This window comes from Serratia sp. Z4, from assembly GCF_009900725.1.
GTDB classification, from domain to species: Bacteria; Pseudomonadota; Gammaproteobacteria; order Enterobacterales; family Enterobacteriaceae; genus Serratia; species Serratia nematodiphila.
The window spans coordinates 1-3,201 of record NZ_JAAABD010000024.1; the positions used below are offsets into that span (position 1 = coordinate 1).

5 protein-coding genes are annotated in these 3,201 nt (G+C 63.2%); all 5 read left to right on the plus strand.

Translation table 11 applies throughout. The features are described 5' to 3' along the window. Positions 1 to 63, plus strand: a 63-nt coding sequence (pqqA, locus tag GT753_RS25565) for a pyrroloquinoline quinone precursor peptide PqqA (RefSeq protein WP_075201124.1), incomplete at its 5' end; no start/stop codon positions are given. Between the two features lie 58 nt (positions 64 to 121). Continuing rightward, the gene (gene pqqB / locus GT753_RS25570; protein WP_160126141.1) at positions 122 to 1,033 is read left to right on the plus strand and encodes a pyrroloquinoline quinone biosynthesis protein PqqB; all 912 of its coding nucleotides are present in this window, start codon (positions 122 to 124) and stop codon (positions 1,031 to 1,033) included. Positions 1,034 to 1,042: 9 nt separating this feature from the next. After that, on the plus strand, positions 1,043 to 1,798 hold the full coding sequence (pqqC, locus tag GT753_RS25575) for a pyrroloquinoline-quinone synthase PqqC (protein WP_160126142.1): 756 nt from the start codon (positions 1,043 to 1,045) through the stop codon (positions 1,796 to 1,798). Next, a complete protein-coding gene (gene pqqD, locus GT753_RS25580) occupies positions 1,798 to 2,076 on the plus strand; it encodes a pyrroloquinoline quinone biosynthesis peptide chaperone PqqD (RefSeq protein WP_004929309.1) in 279 nt (92 codons plus the stop codon). The genes pqqC and pqqD overlap by 1 nt, the downstream gene beginning before the upstream one ends. Then, positions 2,069 to 3,201, plus strand: a 1,133-nt coding sequence (gene pqqE, locus GT753_RS25585; RefSeq protein WP_033634064.1) for a pyrroloquinoline quinone biosynthesis protein PqqE, incomplete at its 3' end; no start/stop codon positions are given. The genes pqqD and pqqE, both read left to right, overlap by 8 nt.

Here is a 3,201-nt window from a genome sequence, read left to right on the forward strand (position 1 = left end):
AAACCTGAGTTTGTTGACCTGCGTCTGGGGCTGGAAGTGACGCTGTACATTTCCAACCGTTAATCGCCCGTCTGCCCGCCTTTCGCGCGGGCATTTCTTTCCTTCTTTTTCTGGTTCAGACATGCAGATAAAAGTTCTCGGCTCGGCAGCGGGCGGCGGCTTTCCCCAGTGGAATTGCAACTGCGACAACTGCCGGGGCGTTCGCAGCCACAGCATCAGCGCCACGCGCCGCACGCAGTCTTCCATCGCCGTCAGCGATGACGGTAAAAACTGGGTACTGTGCAACGTTTCACCGGACATTTGCCATCAGCTGCTGGCCTCGCCCGAATTGAACAATCCCGACGTGCTGCGCGGCACCGGCATCGGCGCGATCGTGCTGACCGACAGCCAGATCGATCACAGCGCGGGCTTGCTCAATCTGCGTGAGGGCTGCCCGCACCACGTCTGGTGCACCCCTGAAGTGCATGACGATCTCAGCACCGGTTTCCCGGTGTTTCCCATGCTCTCCCACTGGAACGGCGGGTTGATTCACCACCCGGTAACGCCCGGCGAACCTTTTCACACGGCGGTCTGCCCGAACGTACGCTTTACCGCCATTCCATTGCTCAGCAACGCGCCGCCCTATTCGCCGTACCGCGATCGCCCGCTGCCGGGCCACAATGTGGCGCTGTTTATCGAAGATACCGCGCGCGGGGTCGGGCTGCTGTACGCACCGGGCCTCGGCGAGCCGGACGAGACCTTGATGCCCTGGCTGCGCCGCGCCGACTGCCTGCTGATCGACGGCACGCTGTGGCGCGACAATGAGCTGGCCAACGCCGGCGTGGGGCGCAACACCGGCAAGGACATGGGGCACCTGGCGCTGGCGGAAGAGCACGGGCTGGCGGCCCTGCTCAGCGCCTTGCCCGCCAAACGCAAGATCCTGATCCACATTAACAATACCAACCCGATCCTCAATGAAGACTCGGCAGAGCGGCAAAGTCTGACCGCCGCCGGCATCGAAGTGAGCTGGGACGGCATGAACATCGAACTGTAGGGAATCGCCATGACGCAACCACGCCCCCTGACGCCGCAGGAATTTGAAGCGGCGCTGCGCGCCAAAGGCGCTTATTACCACATTCACCACCCGTACCACATCGCGATGCACAACGGCGAAGCGACCCGCGAGCAGATCCAGGGCTGGGTGGCCAACCGTTTCTACTATCAGACCAGCATTCCGATCAAGGATGCGGCGATCATGGCCAACTGCCCGCAGCCGGACACCCGCCGTAAATGGGTGCAGCGCATCCTGGATCATGACGGTTACGGCGGCAGCGAAGGCGGCATCGAAGCCTGGCTGCGCCTCGGCGAGGCCGTCGGCCTGCAGCGCGACGCCCTGCTTTCTGAACAGCTGGTGCTGCCCGGCGTGCGCTTTGCGGTGGACGCCTACGTCAACTTCGCGCGCCGCGCCTGCTGGCAGGAAGCCGCCTGCAGCTCGCTGACCGAACTGTTCGCGCCGCAGATCCACCAGTCGCGCCTCGACAGCTGGCCGCAACACTACCCGTGGATCGACGCCGCCGGTTACGACTATTTCCGCAGCCGCCTCGGCCAGGCCAACCGCGACGTGGAACACGGCCTGGCGCTGGCGCTGGACTATTGCGACACCGTAGAAAAGCAGCAGCGCATGCTGGAAATCCTGCAGTTCAAGCTGGACATTCTGTGGAGCATGCTGGACGCCATGATCATGGCCTATACCCTGAACCGCCCGCCTTACCACAGCGTGACCGCCGCGCGGGTCTGGCACAATCAGAGGCTGCTGTAATGACGCTGAATCCTGAACACACCCCCGTCTTCCGCCGCGGCTACCGCCTGCAATGGGAGCCGGTGCAAAACAGCCACGTGATCCTCTACCCGGAAGGCATGGCCAAACTGAACGACAGCGCCGCCGCCATCTTGCAGCTGGTCGACGGCCACACCACGCTGAACGGCATCATCGCGCAGCTGAACGCCCGCTTCCCCGGCGCCGAAGGCTTGGCGGACGACGTGCTGGAGTTTTTCCAGCGCGCCTACGAACAAAAATGGGTGACCTTCCGTGACTGAACCACGTGCGCCGGCGGTGAATCCGCCGCTCTGGCTGCTGGCGGAGCTGACCTACCGCTGCCCGCTGCAGTGTCCGTACTGCTCCAACCCGCTCGATTTTGCCGCGCAGGAAAAAGAGCTGACCACCGCGCAGTGGATAGAGGTGTTTCGCCAGGCGCGGGCGATGGGCAGCGTGCAGCTCGGCTTCTCCGGCGGCGAGCCGCTGGTGCGTAAAGACCTGCCCGAACTGATCGCCGCTGCGCGCGATCTCGGGTTTTACACCAACCTGATCACCTCCGGCATCGGCCTGACCGAGAAGAAACTGCAAACCTTCGCCGACGCCGGGCTGGATCATATTCAGATCAGTTTTCAGGCCAGCGACGAAACGTTGAACGCCGCGCTGGCGGGCTCCGCCAGGGCGTTTCAGCAGAAGCTGGCGATGGCCAGGGCGGTCAAGGCGCTCGGCTACCCGATGGTGCTCAACTTCGTGTTGCATCGCCATAATATCGGCCAGATCGACCGCATCATCGAACTGGCGATCCAACTGGATGCCGACGACGTCGAGCTGGCGACCTGCCAGTTCTACGGCTGGGCGCACCTGAACCGCGAAGGGCTGCTGCCGACCCGCGAACAGATCGCCGAGGCAGAAGCGGTGGTGAAACGCTATCGCGAGCGCATGGCCGCCGACGGCAAACTGGCCAACCTGCTGTTCGTCACGCCGGATTACTACGAGGAGCGGCCTAAAGGCTGCATGGGCGGTTGGGGCGCCATCTTCATGAGCGTGACGCCGGAAGGCATGGCGTTACCCTGCCACAGCGCCCGTCAGTTACCGATTACGTTTCCGTCGGTGCTGGAGCACGATCTGCAGCATATCTGGTACCACTCCTTCGGCTTTAACCGCTATCGCGGCTATGACTGGATGCCGGAACCCTGCCGGTCCTGTTCGGAGAAAGAGCAAGACTACGGCGGCTGCCGCTGCCAGGCGTTCATGCTGACCGGCAACGCCGACAACGCCGACCCGGTGTGCGGCAAATCGCCGCATCACGGCACCATTCTGGCGGCGCGTGAAGCGGCGAATCGCTCGCAGATCGGTATCGATCAGCTGCGCTTTCGCAATCAGACCAACTCCCGACTGATCTTCAAGGG

Bases quoted from the DNA above. Each gene is read 5' to 3' on its own strand.
- pqqB (WP_160126141.1), top strand. From the start codon at position 122: ATGCAGATAAAAGTTCTCGGCTCGGCAGCGGGCGGCGGCTTTCCCCAG.
- pqqC (WP_160126142.1), top strand. From the start codon at position 1,043: ATGACGCAACCACGCCCCCTGACGCCGCAGGAATTTGAAGCGGCGCTG.
- pqqD (WP_004929309.1), top strand. From the start codon at position 1,798: ATGACGCTGAATCCTGAACACACCCCCGTCTTCCGCCGCGGCTACCGC.